Source organism: Saccharothrix coeruleofusca (genome assembly GCF_017876325.1).
Classification (GTDB): Bacteria; Actinomycetota; Actinomycetes; order Mycobacteriales; family Pseudonocardiaceae; genus Actinosynnema; species Actinosynnema coeruleofuscum.
This window is the reverse complement of record NZ_JAGINV010000001.1, coordinates 3,170,943-3,193,744: the sequence shown is the minus strand read 5'-3', so window position 1 is coordinate 3,193,744 and position 22,802 is coordinate 3,170,943. Positions and strand designations below refer to the sequence as shown.

Annotated in this window: 24 protein-coding genes; 10 read left to right on the top strand and 14 right to left on the bottom strand. The window is 73.9% G+C overall.

All coding sequences use genetic code 11. From position 1 onward, the window contains the following. Window positions 1-31: 31 nt before the first annotated feature. The 3 genes from JOF41_RS14550 to hflX all read right to left on the bottom strand — a co-directional run bounded on the left by JOF41_RS14550 (window position 32) and on the right by hflX (window position 3,831). Complete coding sequence (locus JOF41_RS14550; RefSeq protein WP_209619508.1) at window positions 32-1,693, bottom strand: tannase/feruloyl esterase family alpha/beta hydrolase; 1,662 nt, start codon at window positions 1,691-1,693, stop codon at window positions 32-34. Window positions 1,694-1,726: 33 nt separating this feature from the next. Next, on the bottom strand, window positions 1,727-2,611 hold the full coding sequence (locus tag JOF41_RS14545; RefSeq protein WP_189226689.1) for a Vgb family protein: 885 nt from the start codon (window positions 2,609-2,611) through the stop codon (window positions 1,727-1,729). A 68-nt stretch (window positions 2,612-2,679) separates the two neighbouring features. Then, entirely contained in the window at window positions 2,680-3,831 is a 1,152-nt protein-coding gene (gene hflX / locus JOF41_RS14540) for a GTPase HflX (protein WP_189226690.1), read from the bottom strand. A 268-nt stretch (window positions 3,832-4,099) separates the two neighbouring features. Between hflX and JOF41_RS14535 the strand changes: the two genes are divergently transcribed. Next, entirely contained in the window at window positions 4,100-5,092 is a 993-nt protein-coding gene (locus tag JOF41_RS14535) for a sigma-70 family RNA polymerase sigma factor (protein WP_244989594.1), read from the top strand. Window positions 5,093-5,177: 85 nt separating this feature from the next. On the opposite strand, the gene JOF41_RS14530 is transcribed toward JOF41_RS14535, so the two are convergent. After that, a complete protein-coding gene (locus tag JOF41_RS14530; RefSeq protein ID WP_189226691.1) occupies window positions 5,178-5,435 on the bottom strand; it encodes a hypothetical protein in 258 nt (85 codons plus the stop codon). A 605-nt stretch (window positions 5,436-6,040) separates the two neighbouring features. After that, complete coding sequence (locus JOF41_RS14525; protein WP_189226692.1) at window positions 6,041-6,343, bottom strand: hypothetical protein; 303 nt, start codon at window positions 6,341-6,343, stop codon at window positions 6,041-6,043. A 508-nt stretch (window positions 6,344-6,851) separates the two neighbouring features. Here JOF41_RS14525 and JOF41_RS14520 point away from each other — a divergent pair. The 7 genes from JOF41_RS14520 (at window position 6,852) to JOF41_RS14490 (ending at window position 14,628) form a co-directional block, all read left to right on the top strand. Next, window positions 6,852-8,282, top strand: coding sequence for a mannitol dehydrogenase family protein (locus tag JOF41_RS14520; protein WP_209619506.1), 1,431 nt, complete (start codon window positions 6,852-6,854; stop codon window positions 8,280-8,282). Window positions 8,283-8,335: 53 nt separating this feature from the next. Beyond that, the gene (locus JOF41_RS14515) at window positions 8,336-9,082 is read left to right on the top strand and encodes an HAD family hydrolase (RefSeq protein WP_189226694.1); all 747 of its coding nucleotides are present in this window, start codon (window positions 8,336-8,338) and stop codon (window positions 9,080-9,082) included. Window positions 9,083-9,129: 47 nt separating this feature from the next. Continuing rightward, window positions 9,130-10,431, top strand: coding sequence for a hypothetical protein (locus JOF41_RS14510; RefSeq protein WP_209619504.1), 1,302 nt, complete (start codon window positions 9,130-9,132; stop codon window positions 10,429-10,431). Continuing rightward, entirely contained in the window at window positions 10,418-11,239 is an 822-nt protein-coding gene (locus tag JOF41_RS14505) for an inositol monophosphatase family protein (protein ID WP_189226696.1), read from the top strand. Before JOF41_RS14510 ends, JOF41_RS14505 begins: the two co-directional genes overlap by 14 nt. A 326-nt stretch (window positions 11,240-11,565) precedes the next feature. Beyond that, window positions 11,566-12,543: a nucleoside hydrolase gene (locus JOF41_RS14500; protein ID WP_189226697.1), complete on the top strand. Its 978-nt coding sequence runs from the start codon at window positions 11,566-11,568 to the stop codon at window positions 12,541-12,543. Window positions 12,544-12,586: 43 nt separating this feature from the next. After that, the gene (locus JOF41_RS14495; protein WP_209619501.1) at window positions 12,587-14,101 is read left to right on the top strand and encodes a mannitol dehydrogenase family protein; all 1,515 of its coding nucleotides are present in this window, start codon (window positions 12,587-12,589) and stop codon (window positions 14,099-14,101) included. 107 nt (window positions 14,102-14,208) lie between these two features. Continuing rightward, window positions 14,209-14,628 (top strand): CBS domain-containing protein, encoded by a 420-nt coding sequence (locus JOF41_RS14490; protein ID WP_209619498.1) that lies wholly within the window; start codon window positions 14,209-14,211, stop codon window positions 14,626-14,628. A gap of 33 nt (window positions 14,629-14,661) precedes the next feature. On the opposite strand, the gene JOF41_RS14485 is transcribed toward JOF41_RS14490, so the two are convergent. The 6 genes from JOF41_RS14485 to JOF41_RS14460 form a co-directional block, all read right to left on the bottom strand. Then, complete coding sequence (locus tag JOF41_RS14485) at window positions 14,662-15,180, bottom strand: pyridoxamine 5'-phosphate oxidase family protein (protein WP_209619495.1); 519 nt, start codon at window positions 15,178-15,180, stop codon at window positions 14,662-14,664. A gap of 146 nt (window positions 15,181-15,326) precedes the next feature. Beyond that, complete coding sequence (locus tag JOF41_RS14480; RefSeq protein ID WP_209619491.1) at window positions 15,327-16,331, bottom strand: chymotrypsin family serine protease; 1,005 nt, start codon at window positions 16,329-16,331, stop codon at window positions 15,327-15,329. A 193-nt stretch (window positions 16,332-16,524) separates the two neighbouring features. Then, window positions 16,525-16,737 (bottom strand): hypothetical protein, encoded by a 213-nt coding sequence (locus tag JOF41_RS14475; protein ID WP_209619488.1) that lies wholly within the window; start codon window positions 16,735-16,737, stop codon window positions 16,525-16,527. Then, complete coding sequence (locus JOF41_RS14470) at window positions 16,734-17,417, bottom strand: response regulator (protein ID WP_189226703.1); 684 nt, start codon at window positions 17,415-17,417, stop codon at window positions 16,734-16,736. Before JOF41_RS14470 ends, JOF41_RS14475 begins: the two co-directional genes overlap by 4 nt. A gap of 162 nt (window positions 17,418-17,579) precedes the next feature. Further along, on the bottom strand, window positions 17,580-18,008 hold the full coding sequence (locus tag JOF41_RS14465) for an SRPBCC family protein (RefSeq protein ID WP_189226704.1): 429 nt from the start codon (window positions 18,006-18,008) through the stop codon (window positions 17,580-17,582). Between the two features lie 101 nt (window positions 18,009-18,109). After that, window positions 18,110-19,474, bottom strand: a complete 1,365-nt coding sequence (locus JOF41_RS14460; RefSeq protein WP_189226705.1) for a sensor histidine kinase — start codon at window positions 19,472-19,474, stop codon at window positions 18,110-18,112. 218 nt (window positions 19,475-19,692) lie between these two features. On the opposite strand from JOF41_RS14460, the gene JOF41_RS14455 reads away from it, so the two are divergent. Continuing rightward, on the top strand, window positions 19,693-19,902 hold the full coding sequence (locus JOF41_RS14455; protein ID WP_189226706.1) for a hypothetical protein: 210 nt from the start codon (window positions 19,693-19,695) through the stop codon (window positions 19,900-19,902). Window positions 19,903-19,950: 48 nt separating this feature from the next. On the opposite strand, the gene JOF41_RS14450 is transcribed toward JOF41_RS14455, so the two are convergent. Next, window positions 19,951-20,259, bottom strand: coding sequence for a DUF1540 domain-containing protein (locus tag JOF41_RS14450; protein ID WP_189226707.1), 309 nt, complete (start codon window positions 20,257-20,259; stop codon window positions 19,951-19,953). A gap of 440 nt (window positions 20,260-20,699) precedes the next feature. Between JOF41_RS14450 and JOF41_RS37770 the strand changes: the two genes are divergently transcribed. Beyond that, the gene (locus JOF41_RS37770; protein ID WP_209619485.1) at window positions 20,700-20,921 is read left to right on the top strand and encodes a hypothetical protein; all 222 of its coding nucleotides are present in this window, start codon (window positions 20,700-20,702) and stop codon (window positions 20,919-20,921) included. Between the two features lie 21 nt (window positions 20,922-20,942). Here the strand turns inward: JOF41_RS37770 and JOF41_RS14440 are convergent, their stop codons facing one another. Further along, window positions 20,943-22,175: a sensor histidine kinase gene (locus JOF41_RS14440; RefSeq protein ID WP_209619481.1), complete on the bottom strand. Its 1,233-nt coding sequence runs from the start codon at window positions 22,173-22,175 to the stop codon at window positions 20,943-20,945. Next, the gene (locus JOF41_RS14435) at window positions 22,172-22,510 is read right to left on the bottom strand and encodes a hypothetical protein (RefSeq protein WP_209619477.1); all 339 of its coding nucleotides are present in this window, start codon (window positions 22,508-22,510) and stop codon (window positions 22,172-22,174) included. The genes JOF41_RS14440 and JOF41_RS14435 overlap by 4 nt, the downstream gene beginning before the upstream one ends. Window positions 22,511-22,802 lie beyond the last annotated feature (292 nt).

Sequence of the window (22,802 nt, the reverse complement as noted above, 5' to 3'; positions counted from 1 at the left end):
CGCGCCCTCGGGCGTGGCCTCGCGCGGGCTGTCAGGGGGCGGTGGGGCCTGGTTGGTGGTGGAGGTAGGTGCCGATCCAGTCGACGGTGTCCTGCGGGGGAGCGGCGGGGGAGACCGGCACGAAGTTGGTGGCGTCGTCCACGCTGCCGGAGCCGTCGTAGCGGGTCCGCAGCGGGTAGGGGTGCACCGGCCGCGTCCGGGCGGCACCGTCGGCGTTCTGGCCGGTGGCGATGATCCGGTCCGGGGCGTCGCCGCGCTCGACCCAGGCCAGCAGCGCGCGCAGCGGGTCGAACGCGGACAGCGTGTCGCCGCCCGTGCAGTGCTGCACCGAGGGGACCATGAACAGCCTGGCCCACCGCTGGGTCGCGCGCAGCCCGCCGTCGCGCAGGGTCAACCGCTGGTAGTAGTCCAGCGTCCCGCCCGGCGGGATGACCTGATCGCCCCAGCCGTGCCAGAGGATCAGCTTGCCACCCGCCCGGCGGAACGCGCTCAGGTCGAGCGCCATCGCCCCGCCGCGCACCCCTTCGTGGGTCAGGCGGTGGAACTCCTGTGCGGTGAACCGGACCTCGGCCAGTGACGAGTGCGGCGTGCCGAGTGGGTAGCCGAGGTAGCGCAGGTAGTTGTCGGCCAGCAGCGCCGCCATCGACTCGCCCGACTGGGGGGAGGGCGTCACCCAGCCGCTCCAGGCCAGTTCCGAGCCGGGTTCCTGGCCCGCCGGGTACAGCCGCCTGCCGTGTTTGTCGGTCGGACCCGCGTACAGCGCGCGCACGGTGCCGACCTGGGCCCCGGTCAGGCAGGACGGCTGGTCGGTGCCGTCCGGGCAGCGCAGGGCGGCGGGGTCGAAGTCGCACCGGCGCGGGTCGTCGAGCTGCCCGTCGGACAGGCCGTCGAGGTGGTCGCAGCGGGCCAGCACGGCCCGGTGCAGCGCGGGCAGCTTGTCGGCGGTGAGCACCGGCCCGCCGTCCGGGGCGGTGTTCACCCTGGCCAGCCACGCTTGGTAGAGCATCAGCGGGGCCTGGTAGTTCGCGGGCGCGCCCGCGAGGATGCCGTCGAAGTCGTGCGGGTAGCGCTGGGCCAGCAGCAGCGCCTCGCGACCGCCGTTGGAGCAGCCGCCGAAGTAGGAGCGCGCGGGCGGTTTCCCGTAGTACCGCGCGATGAGCCGCTTGGCGGCCAGCGACACCACGTGCGGCGCGCGGAAGGCCAAGTCGTCCCTGGCTGCCTGGTCGTCCGCGGCCCAGCGGGCGTCGACCGTGGGCACCGGCCCCCGGCCCACGTGCCCGTCGTCGGTGGCCGCCACGGCCAGGTCGCCGACGCGGGGACCGCAGTCGGGCATGGCGGGGGAGGAGAGCACGCCGCAGAACCCGCCGCAGCCGTACTGGAAGTAGCGGCCGGTGTAGGTGGCGGTGGGGAGCTTGAGGTGGAAGCGCACTTCCGGCTCGACGTACCCGCGCACGGAGCAGTGCTCGGCCTCGCCACCGCCCGAGGGGACCACCGCCGCTTCGGTCACGTGCGCGCGGGTGCCGGGGATGGCGAAGTCGCGCACCAGATCGACGCAGTCCACCACCGGGCGGACCGGTCGGGCGGTGTCGGCGGAGGCGCGCGGGGTGCCGAGTTCGACCGTGGTCAGCACGAGCACCAGGACGACCAGGAACAAGTGGCCGTATCTGTGGCTTTTCGGCGTTCTCAACCCCATCCCCATCCACACCCGCTCGGTGGCACGGGAAGTTTAGTCATGGGCGAACCGCACGAGGACGCCCGCTTCCATCGCCACCCACACCGCGCCGTCCGGGCCGAGCGCGAGGCCGTGCGGTTCGGCGGAGGGCAGCTCGTGCCGCTCGACCCGGCCGTCGGCGTCGATCCGGCCGAGGCGGTTGCCGCCCCACTCGGTGAACCAGCAGCCGCCGCGCGGATCGGCGACGACGGCGTGCGGCTTGGCGGTCCGGTCCGGCAGCGGGAACTCCGCGATGGTCCCGTCCGGACCGATCCGCCCGATCTGTCCCGCGAGGATCTCCGCGAACCACAGCGCGCCGTCGGAGCCCGCGGTGATGCCGACCGGACCCGCGTCGGCGGTGGGCAGCGGGTGCACGGTGACGCCACCGCTGGTGTCCGCGCGGCCGATGGCGTTGGCCGCGTTGAGGGTGAACCACAGGGCGCCGTCCGCGCCCGTGGTGATGAACGACGGGAACGCCCCCTCCGCTGGAAGCGCGAACCCGGTGACCTCGCCCTCGGTGCCGAGGCGGCAGATCCGGTTCGCGGTGGTCTCGGTGAACCACAGCGCGCCGTCGGGACCGGTGGTGATCCCGAAGGGCCCGGCTTGCGGGGCCAGCGGGAAGGACGTGGCTCGGCCGTCGACGGTGATGCGGCCGATCCTGTCGTCGCGGCGGGTGAACCACAGGGCGCCGTCCGGACCGGGGGTGATCACCATCGGGGCTGCCCCGTCGCCCAGCTCGAAGGTGGCCTGCTCGCCATCCGCGCCCATCCGTCCGATGTGGCCGGAGCCCACGAGGGTGAACCACAGGGCTCCGTCCGGGCCTGGCGTGATGCTGTAGGGACCGGCGGCGGGATGCGGCACGGGGAACTGCTGAATGGTCGTGCTGTGCTCCTGGGTCACGGGGAAGTCACCCTAGTGGGAGCGGGCTTCGCCGTGCCGGGTGGTCGCGCGGCGGCCACCCGGCGTGCTCACCGGTGGTGCGATCCGGCCCAGGCCGCCAGTCGGTTGCGCAGCTCCTCGACGCCGTCGCCGGTCAGCGCGGAAACGGGGACGGCCTCGGGGTGGGCGCGGCGCAGAGCCGCCACCCACTCCGGCGGGGCGATGTCGGTCTTGTTGAGCACGAGCAGCTCAGGGACTTCACCCGCGTCGATCTCGTGCAGAACGCCGTGCACGGTGGTGATCTGGTCCAGGGCGTCGGGGGCGGAGGCGTCGGCCACGTGGAGCACCAGGTCGGCGTGGCGGACCTCCTCCAGGGTGGAGCCGAAGGCGTCGACGAGCTGGTGGGGGAGGTGGCGGACGAAGCCGACCGTGTCGGTGACGGTGAGGGTGGCGCCCTCGGCGTCGATGCGCCGCACGGTGGGGTCGAGGGTGGCGAACAGGACGTCGGCCGAGCCTGCCCGCGCCCCGGCGAGTCGGTTGAGCAGCGCGGACTTGCCCGCGTTGGTGTAGCCGGTGATGGCGACCGAGGGGACGCGGTTGCGGGCGCGGCGGTCGCGGGTGCGTTCCCGCCGCTTGGCCAGCTCGGCGACTCGCCTGCGCAGGCTTCCCGCTCGTTGCCGCAACTTGCGCCGCTGGGTTTCCAGGCGCATCTCACCGGGGCCGCGCACGCCGATGCCCGCACCGCCCGCGACGCGCCCGCCACCGACGCGGGACAGGGCTTGTCCCTGGCCGCGCAGGCGCGGCAGCTGGTAGGCGATCTGGGCCAGTTCGACCTGGAGGCGCCCCTCGCTGCTGCGGGCGTGCTGGGCGAAGATGTCCAGGATCAGGGCGGTGCGGTCGACCACGCGCACGCCGACGCGCTCCTCCAGGGTGCGGGCCTGCCGGGGGGACAGCTCGCCGTCGGCGATGACCAGGTCGGCGTCGGCCCGCAGGGCGGTGGCGGCCAGTTCGTCGGCCTTCCCGGAGCCGACGTAGGTAGCCGGGTCGGGGCGTCCGCGGACCTGCACGACCTGCTCGACGATGTCCAGGCCGTCGGTGTCGGCCAGCCGTCGCAGTTCCGCCAGCGACAGCTCGGTGCCCGGCGCACCCGCGTCCTCCTCCTCGCGGACGGCCACCAGCACGGCCTTCGCCGGTGCTCGCGCCGCGTCGGCCTCGGTTCCCAACAGCCACGCGCCTGCCATGGGCTCCTCCTCACCGTCGAGTAGGTCCTCGGCTACCCCTCCACCCGACGTCCATGCGCGTCCGCGACGACCGCGCCGCCACGGGAACCGGAACGCCCCTGGCGACGTTGAACAAGAGCTGCCCCTCCGGGCGCGTGGGCGCGTCCCGGTCGCCGCTGCTTGAGCAGTGGCGGTGTTCGCGGATCGCCCTCTTCCCTCGATGTTCTGTTCCGACCTTCCGGAACCCGTGCGCCGTCGCGACGGGTGCGAGCCGGGCAAGGAGATGATCATGTCGTCGACGATGGGGACACCCCGCGCGCCGAGGCGGGCCGCACCCGGCCAGGAGTGGTCGGCGGAGGTGGACCTGGTGGGCCACTACCTGCGCGAGGTCGGCGCCACGCCGCTGCTGACCGCCGAGGAGGAGGTCGACCTGGCCAGGCGCATCGAGGCGGGCGTGTACGCCGCCGAGCTGCTGCGCCGCGCCGAGCAGGGCGGGGCGGGGCCGACCCCGCAGCCGACCCCGCAGCGCCGCCGCGACCTGCGCGCGGTGGCCGCGGACGGCAGCCGCGCCAAGGAGCACATGATCCGGGCGAACCTGCGCCTGGTCGTGTCGGTGGCCAAGAAGCACTCCTTCCGCGGGCTGCCGCTGCTGGACGTGGTGCAGGAGGGCAACCTGGGGTTGATCCGCGCCGTGGAGAAGTTCGACTACGCCAAGGGCTACAAGTTCTCCACTTACGCGATCTGGTGGATCAGGCAGGCCATCGAGCGCGGTCTGGCCGATCAGATCCGCACCATCCGAATCCCGGTCCACGTGACCGAGGAGCTGGCCAAGCTGCAGAAGGCCGAGCGGCGGCTGCGGCAGGAGCTCGACCGCGAGCCGACCCACGAGGAGGTCGCGCGCGCGGCGAAGGCGTCGGTGGCCAGGGTGGCCGAGCTGCGCACGGCGGCCCGCGCCACGGTCAGCTTGGAGACGCCGGTCGGTGACGGCGGCTCGTCGGTGGCTGACCTGATCGAGGACGCCGACGCGGTGCAGGCCCACGATGCGGTCGAGCACCAGGCGATCACACGGGCGCTGCGGGCGCTGGTGGACACCCTGCCCGAGCGGCAGGCGCGGATCATGACCCAGCGCTACGGACTGGCCGACGGCCGCCCGCGCACGCTCCAGGAGGTGGCCGAGGAGATCGGGCTGACCCGCGAGCGCATCCGCCAGTTGGAGAAGGAGTCCCTGCGGCTGTTGCGCGATCCCGAGCGCAACGGGGCACTGCACGCGCTGACCGCGTGAGCCCGGCGCCCCGCGCCGGTCGTCCGGGCGCGGGGCGCCGCTCGTCGTGGGCGGGAAGGGCTCGTCACGGGCGGGGAGGCGACCGCTACGGAGGGGGCAGTCGGACGTGGAGGTCCCAGGCCCCGTACTCCTCGTTGAAGACGCAGTCGTAATCGATCCAGTCGCCGTTCCGCACACCGCTGTGGCCGGTGGCCGCGCACAGCGCTTCCTCGTGGTAGGTCGCGATGTGCTCCCAGCGCTGTTCCACCGGCGGTCGGCGGCGGCGGAACGGAGCGGGAGCGGTCCAGAGGTCCCTGGGCGGGACCAGCGCGGCCAGGGCGATCGAGGTGATCACACGTCGCATGACGTGCCTCCCCGTGGTTGAGTGTGCCAGTTGGAGCGGGGGGCGGTTCCTCGGATTCCGCACCATCGGGATGCCACCCAGGGTCGGCGATAACGCGCATTTCGCCTTTCGCCACCCGAAAGGATTGTGGTCGGCGGATGGGTGAGCTCTCCGGTCGCGCGGGGGAAGCAGCGGCCAAGTCGGTGGGCGGGGCGGTGCGCTCACCCGAGCGAGCGGGGGAGAGGTCGAGCAGGAAGGCTGCCCGGCGGTTGGGCGCAGGCATGAGGTGCTCCTCGGGCAGTGGGCGCGGTCCCCTCGACCTACCCCCTCCCCGCGGCACGACACGGCGACGCCGTGTTTTCCGCCCTTCCGAGCGAGCGGATGAGCACCACGGACTGACGACGCGGCGGACAACCGAACAACCGCCCCCTGCGCCCTTCCCGTCGAAGCGGTGCGGCGAGGCCCGAAGGGGTCGGTGTCGCTCCGCCTGCTCCGCACCGCCGATCACGGGCTGATCGGCACGGCACGATCTGCCGCTGGTCTACGCCACGCCCATCGTGTTCGGCTTCGCCAACTCCGTCCCACCGCCGCAGATCGGCTCGCCGGCTTCTCCGCATCCACCTCCATCATCGCCATCCCCCCGGCGTCAAGTTCTTCAACTGCGCCAGCACCACGTGGAAGGGCCGGTTGACCTTCGAGGCGTCCACTTCCGGACCGCGTTCATCGGTTCCAAGCTCGCCTTCTCCGTCCACCACCTGCTGGGCAACCGGGGCGTGCCGCGCCGCCACGCCGACCGTTCCTCTGGAACGTGCGCAGAGCCGCCGCTCCGGCGAGCCCGCTGCTCGGTCCGCAACCGCGACCAGCGCGACGCCGGGGTGGACAGGACCATCGGGACGCACCTCGCGCCCACCGACCGCCAGCTCGACCACGACGGCCGAGGGCCCCGAGGGCGTCCTGCGCGCGACGGACGTTGCGCGGTCAGGCCCGTTCGCTCTGGGTGATGGCGGCGGGGCCGGCTAAGGCCCGCTGGGGTGGTTCGGCGGTGCAACCGCCGGGCTTGATGGCAGCGAAAACGCCCCGAACGTGCGGTTCAGGCTCACTTCCCTTGCTCACGGGTGTGAAATCGATCCCCGATCGGGTGTGTTTGCCGTTCAATTCCTGTGGTAACCAGGCGTGGATTCGACGGCGTCACCCGTGACGTTGTCGAGTCGAGCTCCCAGGTCGGTCAAAAAGCGCGCCGGCCCGCCGTACGAGGCGGCAGGCGCGTCACGAGGTCTCGACAACCCTGTCCTCGTGCCCGCCGAAGGCCGTTCCCAGCGCCGTCCCGCCGTGAAACCGGTGGACGGCGGAGCACGCGGTGTATCGTCCACAATGGACATAACTGTCGTCGCTGGAGCGGTTTCCCCGACGGGCTGCCGAACACCACTGAGGACTGCCATGACCGAGACACCTTCGGCACCGCTGTCGAACAGCGCCCTCGATTTCCCCGATGACCGCGTGGCACTGCCCGCCTACGACCGGTCGCGGCTGCGGCCCGCGGTGGTGCACTTCGGGGTCGGTGGTTTCCACCGGGCCCACCAGGCGGTGTACTTCGACCAGCTCGCCGGGTTGGGGTTCACCCACTGGGGAGTGATCGGGGTGGGGATGCACCGCCCGGAGCTGGGCCGGGTGCTGGAGGCGCAGGACAACCTGTTCACCGTGGTGCAGCGGGGAGCGGGGAACAGCACGGCCAGGGTGGTCGCCAGCATGGTGGAGTACCTGCTGCTGGCCCAGGACCCGGACGCGGTGCTGGCGCGGCTGGCCGACCCGCGCATCCGGTTGGTGACCTTGACCGTGACCGCCGACGGCTACGTGCTGCCCGAGGACCGGGAGGAGGCGGCCAAGTCGGTGTTCGGGCTGATCGTGCGGGCGCTCGACGCGCGCAGGCGGGCCGGTCATGCGCCGTTCACGGTGCTCTCCTGCGACAACCTGCCCGACAGCGCCGCGGTGACGCGGGAAGCGGTGCTGGAGCTGGCCCGCCGCCACGCCCCGGAGCTGGCGGCGTGGGTCGAGCAGCGGGTGACCTTCCCCGGCAGCATGGTGGACCGGATCACGCCCGCGACCACGCCCCTGGACCGGGAGGTGGTGCAGCGGGACTTCGGGGTGGGGGACCGGTGGCCGGTGATCACCGAGCCGTTCCGGCAGTGGGTGATCGAGGACGCCTTCTGCAACGACCGGCCCCCGCTGGACCGGGTGGGGGCGCGGTTCGTGCCGGATGTGGCGCCCTACAAGTTGATCAAGAGCAGGCTGCTCAACGGCGCGCACTGCGCGCTGGGGTACGTGGGGGTGCTGGCCGGGCACCGCAGCACCGACGAGGTGATGGCCGACCCGCTGGTGGCCGAGTACGTCGAGGCCCTGATGCGCCGGGAGATCGCGCCGCTGCTGCCCGACGACATCCCGGACATGGACCCGCAGTCCTACTGCGGCACCCTGCTGGAGCGCTTCGCCAACCCGGCCATCGCCGACCAGCTGTCGCGGCTGTGCCGCCGGGGGTCCACGAAGGTGGTCGACTACCTGCTGCCCTCCCTGCACGACGCCCGCGCCCAGGGGCGTCCGCGCGCACGCCTGACCTTCGCGGTGGCCGCGTGGATGCGGTACTTGCGCGGCGTGGACCTGCGCGGCGCGCCGATCGAGGTGCACGACGCCCGAGCCGAGGAGTTGCGCGAGGCCGCCGAGCGCGGTGGCGTGGACCCGTGCCCGCTGCTGGCGCTGACCGACATCTTCGGCGACCTGGGCCAGGACGCCGGGTGCGTGGCCGACCTGCGCCGAGTGCTGACCGCGCTGGACCGGGACGGCCTGCCCGCCGCCATGGCCGTCCTGGCCCGCTGACCCGCCCCGCTGGAACCCGTCCGACGACCTGCCCGCTGCGACCCAGGAGACGTATGAGCGCCCCAGACCTGACCGGGATCACGACGCTGCTGCTGGATGCCGACGGCACCCTGTTCCCCTCCGAGGAACCCGCCTTCGCCGCCTCGGCCGGTGTCACCCGCGCCTTCGCCGACCGGTTCGGCCTGACCGGCGACTTCTCGCCCGAACACCTGCGCCGCACCACCACCGGCAGGAACTTCCGCACCACGGCGGGCGACCTGCTCGCCCGAGCCGGGGTCCGCGCCGACCCCGACGAGCTGGAGCGGTGGGTGCAGCGGGAGAAGGTCGAGGTCTCCGCGCACCTGGGCCGGGTGCTGCGACCGCTGCCCGACGTGGTGGCCGCCCTGTCGGCGCTGCGGGGCCGCTACCGGCTGGCCGTGGTCAGCTCCAGCGCCCTGACCCGCCTGCGGGCCTGCTTCACCGCCAGCGGCCTGGACGACCTGCTCCCCGCCGCGACGCGCTTCAGCGCCGAGGACAGCCTGCCCGTACCCACCAGCAAACCCGACCCCGCCATCTACCGGCACGCCCTGCGCCACCTCGGCATCGCGCCGGGGCGGGCGCTGGCCGTGGAGGACTCCGCCACCGGCGCCGCTTCCGCCGTCGCCGCGGGCATCCCCACCGCGGGCCTGGTCCAGTTCGTCCCCGAGGACGAGCGGGCCGAGCGCGTGGAGGTGCTCCGCGAGGCCGGGGCGGCCGTGGTCGTGCGCTCCTGGTCCGAGCTGACCGGTCTGCTCCTGCGCACCGCGGAGATACCCGCGTGAACGGCCGGAGACGAGCCCTCCCGCGTGGCGCGCGCACGCCGGGGCTCGTGGGCATCAGCGTCGCTCCGATCCCCCGCCGGGAGGACGAGCAGGCCCGGCGGGACGGCGTTCCCGCGCGGGCGCACCGCCGGACGCTGCTGGGCTACCTGCTGGTGCCCCGCCCCAAGGACACGGTCAAGGGGCTGCTCATGCCGGTCACCTTCGCCCTGGGCGTGCTGGCAGGCGGCACCCCCGGTCCGGAGGCGGTGCTGCGCGCCGCCGTGGTGTGGGCGGCGCTGGAGCTGCTGATCTACCCGGCGCGCTACCAGTGGAACGACGTGCGCGGGTTCGTCGCCGACCAGCACCACCCCGGCGAGAAGGACCGGGGACGTCTGCCCGGCCCCCTGGCGCGCGCCCGGCGGCACGTGACCGCCAGCTGCGCCGTGGCGCTGGTCAGGCTGGCCGCCGTCGCCTGCCTGGCGCTGTCGCTGCCCCACCTCCGCCTCGGCGGGGTGCTCGCCGCCGTCACCGCGGCGGTGTTCGGCGTCGCCATCGCCTACGAGGCGCTGCGGAGCGGGGGAACGGGCCGGACGGGGCGCGTGCCGCCGCCCCTGGGACCGAGGCTGATCGCGCTGTGGGTGGTCGTGGGCGCGGGCTACGTCGTGCGCGGCATGGCCGGGCTGGCGATGGCCGTCGACCTCGGGGGCCGCCCGGTGCTGGCCGTCGCTGCCGTGGTCGCGCTGTGGGCGTTCGGCATCGCGTTCGTGACCAGCAGGTGGGCGTTGGAGGCCACCGCGTTCGCGCGGGTGGAGCGGGGCAGGCTGATCTGGGGCGCCCGCGCCGAGCAGGCGCGGGAGCACCTGCTCGGCCTGGTGCGGTGGCTGCCGTCGCGGACCGCCGAACGCGACCCCGCGAGCTGGGCGGCGCTGCGCGGGCGCACCCCGCTGACCGCGCCGTGGAACCTGGCCCTGGTGCTGGCGGGCGCGGCCGCCGGGCTGACCGGGCGGCTGCTCACCGGTCCCGCGCCGGTCGCGCACGCGCTCGGGACGGCGGTGGTCGGCGGCACGGCGACCGCGATCGCGGCCGCCGTGCCGCGAGGGCGCGTGGTCGTGGTGCTCGCGGGCGCGGCGGTCCAGTTCGGCGCGCTGGTCGTGGCGGGCGGGCCGCGTCCCCTGTCCGCCGTGCTGCCCTGGCTGGCGGTGATGGCGGCCTACCTGGTGTTCAGCAGCAGGCGGCGGAACACGATCGGTCTGCCCGGCAGGCGTGTGCGGACCGCGGGCGCGGCCGTGCTGGCGCCGGTCGCGCGGGCCGTGGTCGGGCGGGACACCTGGACCGCCCTGCGAGCCGAGGAGCGCGGTGGACCTCGATGAGCTGCTGGCCGTGGCGCGCACGGCGGCGCGGGCCGGAGCGCGCACGGCGATGTCCTGGCGCACTCGCGAGCTGCTGGTCGAGGAGAAGGCGGGCAGGCCGGACGACCTGGTCAGCCAGGCCGACCGGGACACCGAGCGGGCCATCCGGTCGGTGCTGGCCCGCCACCGCCCCGACGACCCCGTGCTGGGCGAGGAGAGCGGTGTCACGTCGGGGACCGGGCGCGTGCGGTGGGTCGTCGACCCGATCGACGGGACCACGAACTACCTCTACGGGCGCCCCGACTGGGCGGTCAGCGTCGCCGCGGCGGACGCCGCCGACGGCAGGCTGCTGGCGGGGGTGGTGGTCGAGCCGGTGCTCGGCAGGACGACCGAGGCCCGGCTCGGCGGCGGCACCGCGGCGGACGGGACGCCGGTCCCCGCGCTCGGCGGGCACGACCTGTCCCGCGCCCTGGTCGAGCTCAACCTCGGCCGCCCGGTCCAGCGGGCGCTGGCGGGCCGCGTGATCGACGCCCTGGTGCCCCGCGTGCGCGACGTGCGGCGCGGCGGTAGCGCGGCCGCGGCGCTCGCGCAGGTGGCCACCGGTCGGGCGGACGCGGTGTGGGCGCCCGGCCTGCGGCCCTGGGACTGCGCCGCCGGTGTCCTGCTGGTCCAGGAGGCGGGCGGCACGACCGGGGACCTCGACGGCCCGGTGCCGGGCACCTGGCCGTCGAGCGGCGACGTGCTGGCGGCGTCGGACCCGCTGTGGACCGCCTTGAGGGAGCTCCTGGCCCCCGCGTGGGCGGCATCGCCGCGCCTGGGCGTCCGGTAGCGCGTCCCGCTGCGCGGACCGAGCCGCGAAGACCACTCGTTCGGCCTGATCGGGCCTGCGGACACCCCTGTTCCGACCAGTGCCCGTGGGCGGGTAGTGGCTACCGGCCCGTTCCGGCGCGTCCGGTAGTGCTTGCCGACGTGCGTTCGGCGGTGGGGCGGACACGCTGCGTTACACACCATCGTGTGAAAAAGTGCCGCAAGATCCATTTGGTCGAATTTCAAACATGATCCTGGTCACTACCGCTTCGCCTGGGGCGGTCACAGTGCGTTCATAACAGGGCTGCGGGCGCCAGCCCACCACCGAACGAGATCAGGTTGTGTTCGATGAGGATGATCCTGGACACCGACCCCGGCAACGGCGTCCCCGGTGCCGATGTCGACGACGGCTTGGCCATCGGGCTCGCGCTGCGGTCACCGGAGATCGAGCTGGAGGCGATCACGGTCGTCGCCGGGAACGTGTCCGTCGACCGGGGCGTGCGCTCCGCCCTGGAGGTGCTGGAGGTCGCGGGCGCGACGCACGTGCCGGTGCACCGGGGCGCCGCGCGACCGCTGATGCAGGACCCCACCGCGTGGCGGGCGCGACTGGACGGCCGCCGCGACTCCGAGTCGGCGCGGCGGCACTGGCAGCACCTGCGCACCCCCGGCGCGACCACCGCCGCCGACCCCACCCCCGCGGCGCGGGTGCTGGTGGACCGGGTGAACGAGCGTCCCGGTGAGATCACCGTGCTGGCGATCGGACCGCTGACCAACATCGCCACCGCCATGATGCTCGACCCCGAGTGGTCGCAGAAGATCAAGCAGCTCGTCGTCATGGGCGGCGCGTTCGACGTGCCCAACCTGCTGCACGAGCTGAACGCCGCCTACGACCCCGAGGCGACGCACATCGTGCTGAGCAGCGGGGCCCCGCTGCTCATCGTCCCGCTCGACGTCACCACCCGCACCTTCATGCGCCTTGGGGACGTCGACCGGCTCGACGCCGCGGGCACGCCGCTGGCGACCTACCTGGGGCACACCGCCCGGCCGTGGATCACCTGGCTGGCGGAGCGCTTCGCGGAGGACGGGTGCGCGCTGCACGACCCGCTGGCGCTCGCGGCGTTGCTCGAACCGAGGGTGATCGGCACCCGCACGGCCTACGTCGACGTCGAGCTGCGCGGCAGGCTGACGCGGGGGCGCATGGTCGCCTGGGACGACGAGATGCTGCGCGGCGACCTCGAACTGCCCGAGCTCAGCCCGGTGATGATCGCCGACCACGTCGACAACGACCTGTTCATGCCGCTGCTGCTGGACCGCCTGACCTCTTGACCCGCGCCCGTCGCGGAATCCGCCCGCCGGAATGGACCACCCCATGCCACCGCTGAACGCCACCACCCTCGCCGAGCACGCCGTGCCCGTGCCGACCTACGACCGCGATCGGGTCCGCACCGGGATCGTGCACTTCGGCGTCGGCGGCTTCCACCGCGCCCACCAGGCGGTGTACCTGGACGAGCTGATGCGCCGCGGCCAGGCGATGGACTGGGGCATCTGCGGCGTCGGCCTGCTGCCCGCGGACCGCCGGATGCAGCGGGTGCTCCAGGCGCAGGACCACCTCTACACCGTGGTGACCAAGCACGCCGACGGCACTCGGGAAGCGCGGGTCGTCGGATCGGTCGTGCAGTACCTCTACGCGCCCGACGACCCCGAAGCCGTGGTGCGCAAGCTCGCCGACGAGACCACCCGCGTCGTCTCGCTCACCATCACCGAGGGCGGGTACAACGTCGACACCGCCACCGGGCGCTTCGACGCGGGCAACCCCGCCGTCCTGGCCGACCTCGAACCGGGGGCCGCGCCGCGGTCGGTCTTCGGACTCGTCGTCGAAGCGCTGGTGCGCCGCCGCGAGCGCGGTGTCCCGCCGTTCACGGTCGTGTCGTGCGACAACGTCCCGGCCAACGGCGAGGTGGCGCGGCGCTGCTTCGCCGCCTTCGCCACCCTGCGCGACCCGGAGCTGGGGGAGTGGGTGCGCCGGGAGGTCCGCTTCCCCAACTCCATGGTCGACCGCATCACCCCGGTCACCACCGACGAGGACCGCGTCGACCTCGCCCGGCGCTTCGGCGTCGAGGACGGGTGGCCCGTGGTGTGCGAGCCGTTCACCCAGTGGGTGCTGGAGGACTCCTTCACGATGGGCAGGCCCCCGCTGGAGGAGGTCGGGGTCCAGCTGGTCGACGACGTCGAGCCGTACGAGCTGATGAAGCTGCGCCTGCTCAACGCCAGCCACCAGGTGCTGTGCTACCTCGGCTCGCTGGTGGGCTACCGGTTCGCGCACGAGGTCTGCCGCGACCCGCTGTTCGCCTCGTTCCTGCTGGGGTACATGGAGCGCGAGGCGAGCCCGACCCTGCGGCCGGTGCCCGGCGTGGACCTCGACCGCTACCGGCTGCGGCTGCTGGAGCGGTTCGGCAACGCGGAGGTGGCGGACACCCTCGAGCGGCTCTGCGCGGACACCTCCGACCGCATCCCGAAGTTCCTGCTGCCGGTCGTGCGGGAGAACCTCGCCGCGGGCGGGGAGGTCGAGCACGCCGCCGTCGTGGTGGCGGCCTGGGCCCGCTACGTCGAAGGCTTGGACGAGCGCGGCGGGGAGATCCGGGTGGTCGACCGGCTGCGCGAGCCGCTCGCGGCCGCCGCCCGCCGCTGGCGCGAGGACCCGCTGGCCTTCCTCCGCAGGCGCGAGGTGTTCGGCGACCTCGTCGACAACCCGCGGTTCACCGCGGCGTACGTGAACGCGTTGACCTCGCTGCACCTCCGCGGTGTGCGGTCGGCCATCGGGGAGGTGGTCGCGCACCACCTCCCCGTCACAGCACCCGACGCGCTGTCCGGAGTCGACCGGTAACGCGGGTCCCCTCCCCGCGAGCCCGTCGGAGCCGACCCGTGTGCCGCGCACCGTGGCGGGTAACCGTGGGCGGACCGAACGGCTCCGCGAACAGGAGGAGGGTGCTGATGACCCAGCACGTGCGCGATCTGATGACCCCCAACCCGGTGACGCTGGCCCCGGACACGCCGGTCCGGCAGGCGGCGCGGGCGATGCGCGACCAGGGCATCGGCGACGTCCTCGTCGTCGACGGCGACCAGGTGCGCGGCATCGTCACCGACCGCGACATCGTCGTGCGCGGTCTGGCCGACCGCGACGACCTGTCCGACTGCCGCGTGGGCGACGTGTGCAGCGACCGGTTGGTGACCGCCACCCCGGACGAGGACGTGGACACCGCCGTGACGCGGATGCGGGAGAACGCCGTGCGCCGCATCGCGGTCGTCGAGGGCGGCAAGCCCGTCGGCGTGCTGTCGCTCGGCGACGCCGCCATCGACAAGGACTCGCTCTCCGGGCTGGCGGACATCAGCGCCGCCCGCAGCAACACCTGATCCCGCCGCCCCGGCCGGGGCGCGACCGGCGGCTCAGGGGGTGAAGTCCCAGCGGGTGGCCCCGTACGGCTCGGCGGTGGCCACGCCGAACGCGGTGCGCAGCGCCAGGCGGTACAGGTGCCAGGGCGGTGGCCCCGCGCTGGGCGCGCTGTACGGGGCGGTGAGCGCACCGCCTTCCACCACGGCGGGCCAGCCGTCCGCGCGGTAGACGGCCGCCACGCGCTCCACCTCGGCGGCGTCGGCGACCCGCTGGGCCTCGCCCTCCAGCACCAGGTCGATGCCGGGCAGGCGCACCGACACGGTGCACGCCGGGTTCACCGCCAGGTTGCGCGACTTGCGGGTGCCCGGCCCGCTGGTGAAGTACAGCGCGCCTGCCACCCACGCGGCTCCGACGCCGGCCGAGTGCGGTCGCCCGTCGGGGCGCACGGTCCCGAGGAAGAAGGTGAGGCCGACCTCGGGCGTGCCGTTGACGAGGAGGTCGTGCGCACGGCTCCAGGGCAGCTCCGCGCACCCGTACCCGTCCAGGTTGCGGGTCGCGGCTGGTTCGATCATGGTGTCAGTCATACCCGTGCGACGAACGGGCGGGCCGCCGATCGACACCCGCGCGGGGAAATCCACCTGTCGGGGGAGCGCCGATCGCAGCGCTCCCCCGACAGGTCCGGGGTCGCTCGCACCACCGGCGGGCCCGCCGGTCGCGCTCAGGGGGTGGCGAGCACCGTGGCACCGACGTGGGCCGTGATGTTGGAGACCTTCTCGGCGAACACCGTCTTGCCGTCCGCGCTGCCGCCGATGACCATGCCGTTGACCACCGCCCCGGTGGCGCCGGACTGGGTGTACACCACTCCGCCCGAATCGCCCTTCGCGCCGATGACCACCTTGCTGCCGCCGACGGTCTTGCTCAGCTGCATGACGTCCGGCACGCAACCGGGGAACTCCGGCGGGCAGAACGAGGTCGCGGTCTCGTCCACGTTGATGTTGCACTTGGCCAGGGTCACCCGGCCGCTGGCGCACACCTTCGCGTTCTTGACCGGGTCGGCATCGCCGATCACGGAGCGGGCGCTCGGGCAGCACGGGTCGACGTGCAGCACGTTGGTGTAGGTCTCCGCGGTGCCCGCGTTGTCGACGGCGACCACGTCGAAGCTCGGGAAGCCCTCGATCTGCCGCACGACGCCGTAGAACTGGCTCCCGGACAGCAGCGCTTCATCGCTGTTGAAGCAGTGCGACGCGGTCACCGACCCCCTGGTGCCGTCCGGGAACCTGACCGAGAACCCGGTGGTGCAGGTGGGGATGCTGCTGAACCCGACGGCCGCGCCACCGTAGTGCGGGCTCGCGTCGTTGGTCCGGCTGCCCGAGAAGGCGGTCAGGCCGGTGCGCTCCACGACCACCACCTCGCCCAGCGCCCGCTGGAGCCGGTCCGCGGCGGCGGGATCGGCGGACGCGTCGAGCATGACCCGGACGCGGGTGCCGCCCCCGTCCGGTGAGAAGGCGTACCCGACCTTCTGCGCGCCCGCGCCCCAACTGCGGTCGAGCAGCGCCTGGTACGCGTCGCGCGCGGTTTCCGTCGCCAGGCACACCGTGCTCTTGGCGGTGGTGACGCAGGTTCGCGGCGTGGTCCGCTGCTCCCCGCTCGCCGCGCTCGGCGCAGCGGGTAACAGCACGACCAGGCAGGCCGCGGTGGCGGCGGACAGCGTCTTCTTGACCATCAACGGATGTCACTCCCCCTGCAAAAGCGCTGAATCCCCATGAGCGGCACGAACCGCTCCCCGCGCACAGGGTGCTCGACGCCAGGGTGGCGGAGAAGGGCGGGCCGGGCGGCCAGAGGTGCGGTCCGGCCCGCCCTTCCGGGCAACCCGCGCCGCGCGTCGGGCCCAGTGCTGTCCGAAGTGGACGGTGGGGTCAGGTCGAAGGTGCGACGGCTGTCGTCGTCGACGGTGGGGACGAGCCCGCCGAGGAGGAGGTGGCCGAGGACGTCGGGTCGGGCCGCTGGGTGACCGTCGGGGTGGTGGCGGGCCCGTCCGAGGAGGTCACCAGCGGCACCGGGTGCTCCTGGGTGGTCACCCCGCACGCCCCGGTCAGCAGGCAGGACAGCAGCAGGACGAGCCGCTTCACCGGTCCACCCCGATCCGGTAGCCCGCGCCGCGCACGGTGACCACCAGCACCGGGTCGTCGGGGTTGGGCTCGACCTTGCGGCGCAGCCTGCGGACGTGCACGTCCAGCAGCCGCGTGTCACCGAAGTAGTCGTAGCCCCAGACCCGCTGGAGCAGTTGCTCGCGGGTCACGATGCGGCCCGCCGCGGCGGCCAGCTCGACCAGCAACCGGAACTCGGTCCGGGTCAGGTGCACCTCCTGGCCCGCCCGGTGCACCGTCCCCACGTCGCGGTGGATCTCCAGGTCGCCGACCCGCAGCACCTCGCCCTGGTGCCCGGTGCCGCGGCGGCGCAGCAGCGCCCGGATGCGGGCGGCCAGTTCGCCCGCCACCAGCGGTTTGGAGACGTAGTCGTCCGCGCCTGCCTCCAACCCGGCGATCACGTCCGGGGTGTCGGCGCGCGCGGTGACGATGATGATCGGCAGGTCGCCGCGCGCCCGCAGGGTGCGGCAGACCTCCAGGCCGTCCACGCCGGGCAGCGTCAGGTCCAGCAGCACCACGTCGAAGCCGTCGCCCGCCAGCACCCGCAGGGCCTGCTCCCCGGACACCGCGCCGGTGACCCGGAAGCCCTCGTCCTCCAGCGCCAGGCCGAGCGCCTGCCTGATGTTCTCGTCGTCCTCGACGAGCAGTACGGAGTGGTCCATGTCCGCCCGATCTTCGCCGACCCGGCGCACCGCCTTCCACCGCCGCGCCACCGGTCGCCGCGATCGCAAGGTGATCGCAAGGTTGGCGGGCGGGCACGGGGTTCGCGGTGCTCGTTCGGGTCGGCTACCCGTCCGCGGCGGCGCCAACCCGGTCGTCCCCGATCAGCGGGCCGCGGCGGCCTGGAACTGCCGGGGCGGGGTGCAGGGGTGCTCGACCGCGACGACCTCGGCGAGCGCGTGCAGTGCCTGGTCGAGCCAGCTGTCCACGCGCGGGTCGGCGATTCCGCTCGCGCCGACCACGTCCGCGGTGACCGCGCTGCGGTGTGGGCCGATCCGCAGCACCTGAACGCGGCCGCGGTAGCTGGGGGTGGCGTCGCTGCCCCACACCACCCGGAGGTTCTCCCAGTCGATCGCGATGTGCCGCTCGACCGCGCCGTGCGGCAGCCACAGCCGCACCAGGTTCGGCCCGTAGCGCTCCACCTCCAGCCCGCGGGGCAGCCAGGCGGACAGGTTCTCCAGGTCGGTGATGATCTCGAAGAGGTTCTCGGCGTCGGCGGGCATGGAGAGGCTGCGGGTCAAGGTGTTCCTCACGGTCGGGGATGTCGCCCCCCATCCTGGGGGAGGAGCCCGTCCTTCCACCTGACAACTGCCTGACGATCACCCCACCGGGGTCAACGCGGTGTTGCGGCAGGTCACCGAGGCGTTTCGGGCAGCTCGACGAAGAACCGCGCGCCCCCGCCGGGGCGCGGCTCCACGCCGGTCGTGCCGCCGTGGCGCTGCACGTGCTGGGCGACCAGGGCCAGGCCGAGCCCGCTGCCGGTGTCGGCGCCGCGGCTGCCCGCCCGCGCCCCCCGGTCGAACCGCTGGAAGACGCGCTCGCGCAGCTCGGGGGGCACGCCGGGCCCCGCGTCGTCGACCTCCAGCCGCACCCGGCCGTCCCGGCGCAGCACGCCCACCCGGATCGCGCCGCCCGCGTGCCGGTCGGCGTTGTCCAGCAGGTTGCTGACCACCCGGTCCAACCTGCGGCGGTCGCCGAGCACCCACGCCGGTTCCGCCTCCAGCGGCGTCGTGGAGCCCGGCCGGGCCGCGAGCACGTTGCGCACCAGTTCGGCCAGGTCGATCGGCTCCGCCTCGGACCCGTCCGCCCGCTGGTCGGCGCGGGAGATCTCCAGCAGGTCCACCACCATCCGGGCGAACCGGTCGACCTCGCCGGTCAGCAGGTCCAGCGCCTTGCCCGCGGCGCCGGGCAGGTCGGCGCGGCGGCGGCGCAGCACCTGGACGGCGTTGACCATGGTGGTCAGCGGGGAGCGCAGCTCGTGGCTGACGTCGCCCGCGAACCGGGCGTCGCGCAGCACCCGCCGCTCCAGCGCCTCGGCGGTGGCGTTGAACGTGGTGGCCAGGTGGGTCAGGTCGGGGTCGGTCTGCGGAGGCAGCCGCGCGCTCAGGTCACCTCCCGCCACCCGCGAGGCGGCGCGGGTGAACTCGGTCAGCGGACGCAGCGCGCGACGGCCGGTCCAGACCCCCAACCCCACCCCGAGCAGGCCGCTGACCAGCACGCCCAGCACCATCACCGCGCTGAGGAAGCGGAACGTCCGGTCCAGCTGCACCAGGGGCACCAGTTCCACGTAGGCGCCCTCGGCGGCGGTGATCGGCAGGGTGACCGCGAGCACCGGCACGCCCTCCACGCGCAGCCGCTGCTTGGCCGCGGTGCCCTCGCGGCCGAGCGCCACCAGGGACCGGGGCAGCACGCCGGGGTCGACCTGGCGTCCGCTGGTGAGCACCCCGCCGGGGCGGAACAGCAGCACGGTCGAATCCGGCCCGGTGGTCAGACCGGTCAGCAGTTCCTCCAGGCCCTGCGCGCCCTGGCGCAGCGACTGGTCCACCAGCCGCGCGTTGACCTCGGCCTGCCTGGCGCCCGCCTGCTCGCGCTGGCGCAGCAGGTAGTCGGTGGCCAGCGTCCAGGTCGCGAACGACAGCGCGCTGGTGATCAGCAGCGATCCGGCGCCCAGCGCCAGCGCCACTCGCCGCCGCAACGACAGCCTGGGCACGGCTGTCACCGCAGGAGGCCGCACCCGCGCGGGCCGGGGCGCGTCGAAGACCTCATGGTCTGCCCTCCGTCCCGTGCGGGCGTCGCGCTCCGGTCGGCCGAGCACGGCGATCGCAAGGTGATTGCAAGGTCGTCGTCGGTGAATCCGGACCAGAGTATCCGTCGGTATCCGACATGATGAGCGACCGACCACCGCCCGAGCGCCGCCGAGAGAGCAGACCCCTTGCCGTGACCGCCATCCCCAGCAGCACCCCCGGCGTCGCCCCCGGCGACCGGGACCTGTCCGATCTCGTCCTCATCTGCGACGGTTGCGGCCGGACCTTCCGCCACGACGAGCGGGGGTGGGACCTGCTGTGGTCGTCCGCGCAGGGGGCGGGGTGGAGGGGACGGGACAGGGCCGTGGGACCGCACTTCTGCTCGTGGTGCGGCGCGGCGTGACGGCGGGCTGGGGCGCCGCACGTCGGACACGTGCGGCGCCCGGCCCGCTCAGCCCCGCGAGACGGGGGTGTAGGTCAGGCAGTTGGCGGCGTGGCCACCGCTGCCCGGTCCGACGCGGACCCCGGACGCGGTGCACTCCAGGTCGGAGTTGTACTGGCAGTCCGTGCGCGAGCAGGCGCCCACCTGGGCGATCACCTTCGTCAGGCCGCCCTTGGTGGACAGCGGGACGAACGTGCCGCAGTCGGCTGCGCCGTCGGTGCCGTTCACGGTGATCGCGAACGCGTGGCACCCGTCGTGGTTGTACGAGCAGCCGGTGACGGTGCACTCGTGGACGGCAGGCATTTCAGTTGTGGTCATGACCGCTCCTCTGGACAGCGGGCTCCGTCAATCGGAACGGTGCCACCGGCGATTCGGGCCCGCAACCGGAGAGAATTTAGGGGAGCCTAACCTATTATCTTTTGCGGATTGCGTCTTCCCAGTCCAGAGGCCGCACGCAGGGGTGATGGGTAAAACCGCACATCGCTCGGAGAGGTGTTCCGCGACCCATAAGGGGGACCATTGAAAGTGGTGCCTCCGGCGTTGTCGGACCGAAATCGATCGCTTGCCCGCGAAGTGCCGCGCACGGCCGGGAACGGGGTGCGCGGCGGTCGTCGCCCGGCGAGCGCCACGGAACGCGGCCGGGCCTGTCGCACGCTTGAGTCGTCGAGCGGACCCGGCGGGCCGCCGCCGAGAAGGCCAGGCAGGACCTGCGGGCCGGGCAGCCGCGCGAGTGGCTGGTCGACCGGCTCGCGGGCCGGGTGCTGGCCGCGCTGGGCCTGGCAGTGCCCCCGACGGTGCCCGCCGACCCGCACGAGGTACGCCCGGTCCGGTTGGAGGAGGAGGCCCTGAGCCGGGTGACGGCGCGGCTGCTGGGCGAGGCCAAGGACCTGCTGCGTGCCCTGCTCTTCGGCGGCCCCGAGGACGGCGTGGACCTGGCCCGCACCGAGTGCGAGCTGCTCACCCTCAAGTCGATTCTGTAGGCCGCGACGACGGGACCCGGATCACCGCCCCTCCTGACCCACGTGGGCCTCGGCGGGCCGGGCCTCGGCGGGGCGGGGCTCCGCCGTGGGCAGCACGGCGGTCACCCGGAACCCGCCGCCCGCCACCGGTCCCGCCGCCAGCGTGCCGCCCACGACGGCCAGCCGCTCGCGCAGCCCGAGCAGGCCGTGGTCGGTTGACAGCACGGCGCGCCCAGGCCGCAGGCCGCGGCCGTCGTCGACGACCGCCACGGTCAGCTCATCCCGGTCCCAGCACAGCCGCACCTCGGCGTCCGCGCCCGGCCCCACGTGCTTGGTCACGTTGGTCAGCGCCTCCTGCACCACCCGGTAGGCCGCCAGGTCGACGCTGGCGGCGAGCCCGCGCGGCACGCCCTCCACCCGCGTGCGGACCCGCACCCCGGCCGCCGAGGCCGCCGCCACCAGGTGCGCCACGTCGGCCAGACCCGGCTGCGGTCCGTCCGCGGTCGCCTCGGCGTCCTCGCGGTCGGGGCGCAGCGCGGTCAGCATCCGGCGCAGCTCGCCCATGGCCTGCTCGCCGGACTCCTCGATGTGGCCCAGCGCCTCCCGCACCCGTCCCTGATCGCTGTCGAGCACCCGCCGCGCGTTCGCCGCCTGCAGGACCATGACCGTCACGGAGCGGGCCACGATGTCGTGCAACTCCCTGGCGATGCGGGTGCGCTCCTCCAGCACCGCCTCCCTGGCCTCGGCCCGCCGCCGGAACGCCAGGTCGTCCGCGTGCTGCCTGCTCATCCGCACCCAGCGCCCGGCGGCCCACGCGCAGCCGTACAGCACCAGGTAGAAGGCCAGCGTGCCGTACAGCGCCGCAGCCCGGCCCTCCGCCGGGCGGGAGCCGGACTCCAGCAGCGCGGCGAGCACCGCCAGCGGACCGGTCGCCGCCAGCGCCCCGACGGCCACCGGGGTGCGGGCGCGCAGCGCCACGGTGAACAGCGCAACGCACGGCGTCGCGGTCGGCCGGAAGTCGATGCCGCTGACCGGGGCGGCCAGCGCCGCACAGGTCCAGACCACCGCGAACACCGCGACGGGGCGCCTGCGGCGGGCGGAGAGCGCCAGCAGCCCCACCCCGGCGAAGGCCAGGGCAACGGCCGCGCTCGCGTTCGTCGCCGGGTGGCGGCTGAAGGTGGAGAACAGGAGCACGTCCAGGATCGCCGCCGACACGGCCAGCGCCACGTCGGCCGCGCTCGCGCGGGACAGCCACCAGTGCTGTCCCGTGATCATGACCCGTTCTTCTCGCGGACCGGGGTGGACTCGCCCACGGCGGGCTGGACGCCGGACAGCGCCACCGGGCGCTGGAACACCGGTTCGCGCTGCTCCCGCTCGACCGCTGCCACCTGCCGTGGCGACTCCGGCGGGATCGCCTCGCACGCGCCCGCCGGCACCGCACCCTTCAACGCGCAGCCGGCGCGCTCGGCCCGCAGTCGCTCGCCCCCGGTCGGCGGTAGCGGAAGCACGAGCGGGTCGACGCCTCCGGTGGCCAGGTGCCCCTCCACTGGTCTCCCGTCGAAACCCGCGCTTTGCGCGGACACCGCCAGTCGCACATCGGAACCGGACATTCTTTCCTCCCCGTTCTCGCGTCAATCGCTTTGTTCGCACGCCCCGAGAACAATGGGACCGCCTTGTCCCTGCACGTATCGTCCACCCGGTGTCGGACCTTGAGCCTCCCTCTGGAGGCTTACCTCGAACGAGGGGCGATGGACACGGAACTGCCTGATCAGGCCCCTTGAGTGAGGGGGAGATGCTCCGATCGGGCAGCCCGTACGGGCACTGCGGGGCGCACTTTCGCCCCGTTCCCCCCCCCCCGCTGGCGGACGCGGTGAATCCGCCCGTTGCCGGACGAAAGGGGCG

What these genes read in the sequence shown, in the direction of transcription:
- JOF41_RS14485 (WP_209619495.1), bottom strand. Translation starts at nt 15,180, where the DNA reads ATGATCGAACCAGCCGCGACCCGCAACCTGGACGGGTACGGGTGCGCG.
- JOF41_RS14495 (WP_209619501.1), top strand. Translation starts at nt 12,587, where the DNA reads ATGCCACCGCTGAACGCCACCACCCTCGCCGAGCACGCCGTGCCCGTG.
- JOF41_RS14440 (WP_209619481.1), bottom strand. Translation starts at nt 22,175, where the DNA reads ATGATCACGGGACAGCACTGGTGGCTGTCCCGCGCGAGCGCGGCCGAC.
- JOF41_RS14435 (WP_209619477.1), bottom strand. Translation starts at nt 22,510, where the DNA reads ATGTCCGGTTCCGATGTGCGACTGGCGGTGTCCGCGCAAAGCGCGGGT.
- JOF41_RS14470 (WP_189226703.1), bottom strand. Translation starts at nt 17,417, where the DNA reads ATGGACCACTCCGTACTGCTCGTCGAGGACGACGAGAACATCAGGCAG.
- JOF41_RS14490 (WP_209619498.1), top strand. Translation starts at nt 14,209, where the DNA reads ATGACCCAGCACGTGCGCGATCTGATGACCCCCAACCCGGTGACGCTG.
- JOF41_RS14550 (WP_209619508.1), bottom strand. Translation starts at nt 1,693, where the DNA reads ATGGGGTTGAGAACGCCGAAAAGCCACAGATACGGCCACTTGTTCCTG.
- JOF41_RS14480 (WP_209619491.1), bottom strand. Translation starts at nt 16,331, where the DNA reads ATGGTCAAGAAGACGCTGTCCGCCGCCACCGCGGCCTGCCTGGTCGTG.
- hflX (WP_189226690.1), bottom strand. Translation starts at nt 3,831, where the DNA reads ATGGCAGGCGCGTGGCTGTTGGGAACCGAGGCCGACGCGGCGCGAGCA.
- JOF41_RS14500 (WP_189226697.1), top strand. Translation starts at nt 11,566, where the DNA reads ATGAGGATGATCCTGGACACCGACCCCGGCAACGGCGTCCCCGGTGCC.
- JOF41_RS14530 (WP_189226691.1), bottom strand. Translation starts at nt 5,435, where the DNA reads ATGCGACGTGTGATCACCTCGATCGCCCTGGCCGCGCTGGTCCCGCCC.
- JOF41_RS14520 (WP_209619506.1), top strand. Translation starts at nt 6,852, where the DNA reads ATGACCGAGACACCTTCGGCACCGCTGTCGAACAGCGCCCTCGATTTC.
- JOF41_RS14450 (WP_189226707.1), bottom strand. Translation starts at nt 20,259, where the DNA reads ATGACCACAACTGAAATGCCTGCCGTCCACGAGTGCACCGTCACCGGC.
- JOF41_RS14515 (WP_189226694.1), top strand. Translation starts at nt 8,336, where the DNA reads ATGAGCGCCCCAGACCTGACCGGGATCACGACGCTGCTGCTGGATGCC.
- JOF41_RS14535 (WP_244989594.1), top strand. Translation starts at nt 4,100, where the DNA reads ATGTCGTCGACGATGGGGACACCCCGCGCGCCGAGGCGGGCCGCACCC.